This window comes from Bartonella sp. AP72JLCBS (genome assembly GCF_042195705.1).
Lineage (GTDB): Bacteria > Pseudomonadota > Alphaproteobacteria > Rhizobiales > Rhizobiaceae > Bartonella.
Genome location: NZ_JBHIOU010000051.1, coordinates 1 through 2166, shown reverse-complemented (window position 1 = coordinate 2166; position 2166 = coordinate 1). Strand labels below are relative to the sequence as shown.

The window sequence follows — 2166 nt, the reverse complement described above, 5'->3', positions numbered from 1 at the left end:
GCTTGATAAAGGTTTGAAGGATCTTTCTACCAGCCTTCAGTCAGATGACTCGGCTGTTGTTCATTACGATAAAACAGAGGGTGAGAATGGCGGCATTGATTACACGAGTGTGACTTTAGGTAAAGGTAAGGATGCAGGACCAGTTGCACTTCATAATGTAAAAGATGGTGCCATTGGTGAGAGTTCACATGATGCGATTAATGGTAGTCAGATCAACACAATTTCTCAGAATGTAGCTAAATTCCTTGGTGGCGATGCAAAATTTGTTGAGGGTATGTTTACAGGACCAACCTACAAGTTATCCAAGGTTGATACAGCTGGTAATATAACAAATGGCTCTTTTGATAATGTTGGTAGTGCATTTACTGGTCTTGATGAGAATATCAAGAATGTGAATGCACGGATTAAAGAGGTTTCTGAAGGAGTAGCGCAGGATTCTTTATCATGGAGCGAGGGTGAAAAATCTTTTGTAGCCTTGCATGGAGGAAAAGACGGTGCAAAGACAAATAGCAAGATTAAGTTCCTTGCGGCAGGAGATATTACGAAAGAATCGACAGATGCAGTAAATGGCTCCCAACTTTATTCTTTAGGAAAAGATCTTGCATCGTACTTAAACGGTGATGCTAAGTATGAGAAAGATCAATGGTTGTTGCCTAGATTTAAAGTTACACACCTTAAAGAAGATGGCACATCAGAAGAAGCTGAGTATGATAGTGTTTCAGAAGCTCTTTCAGGTGTTGGTAATTCTTTCACGAATGTGGTTAAAGACTTTAATGACAAAGTCACGAATATTACGCAGGAAGTTCAAGGCGATGCGCTGTTGTGGAATGAAAGTGAAAAAGCCTTTGTAGCCAAGCATGGGGAAGGTAAGGACAGAAACAATAGCAAATTGAAGTTTCTTTTAGATGGAGAGGTTTCTGCAAGCTCTAGTGAAGCAGTCAATGGTTCTCAGCTTTTTGATACGAATAAGACTGTTGCAACTTATTTAGGCGGTGGCGCTGAATATGAAGAAGGAAAATGGAGTGCTCCAAGCTTCAAAGTTAAGATCGTCAAAGAAGATGGCAGTGCTGTTGAAGAACAAAGTTATGATGATGTTGCTAAAGCATTTGCTGGTGTAGGGAATTCATTCACGAATATTCACAAAGAGCTTAAGAATGAGATTAACCAAGTTGTGGGAGATAGTCTTGTTAAACAAGATGAAAAGATACATGTTATTAGTGTAGGGGGTGAAAAGAGTGGTACAGAAGTTAAGCTTTCGAATATTGATGGTGCCGCACGGACTCTTTCCGGTGTGAAAGCAGGAACGCTTTCGGAAGCCTCAAGTGAGGCGGTCAATGGTTCTCAGCTTTTTGATACGAATAAGACTGTTGCAACTTATTTAGGTGGTGGCGCTGAATATAAGGAAGGTCAATGGAGTGCTCCAAGCTTCAAAGTTAAGATCGTCAAAGAAGATGGCAGTGCCGTTGAAGAGCAAAGTTATGATGATGTTGCCAAAGCGTTTGCTGGTGTAGGGGCTTCATTCACGAATATTCACAAAGAGCTTCAGAATGAGATTAATAAAGTTGTAGGAGATAGTCTTGTTAAGCAGGATGATGCTACGAAGGTAATCAAGATAGGTGATGAAAAAGAGGGTAGTGCAATCACAATTTCAAACATGAATGGTGATGCACGTAGTCTCTCTGGCGTGAAAGCTGGAACACTTTCTGAAGGCTCGACGGAAGCCGTGAATGGTTCTCAGCTTTATTCCTTGAATCAGACGCTGGCGACTTATTTTGGTGGTGGAGCTCACTATGAAGATGGTCAATGGGTAGCACCTACTTTCAAAGTTACGACATTTAATGATGATGGTAGTCCAGAAGAGCATAGCTACCCTAATATTGCGGAAGCGTTTGCTGGTGTAAGCAATTCATTTACAAAGCTTCATAATGAGATTTCAGACAATATTGAGCAGAATGCGTTGTTGTGGAGTGATGAAGACAGTGCGTTTGTAGCGCTTCATGGGAAGGGAGATAAAAGAAGTAAGAGCAAACTGAAGTCAGTTTTAGATGGCGATATTTCTGAAGGTTCGACAGAGGCGATTACGGGCAATCAGCTTTATTCCTTGCATCAGACGCTAGCGATGTATTTAGGAGGAGGAGCTAGCTATGAAGGTGGCGAATGGAGGGC

The 2166-nt window shown here is 41.4% G+C and carries 1 pseudogene; it reads left to right on the top strand.

Features of this window, described 5'->3' with window-relative positions:
• A pseudogene (locus ACFILO_RS09215) lies at positions 1–2166 on the top strand (hypothetical protein); the annotation flags it as partial.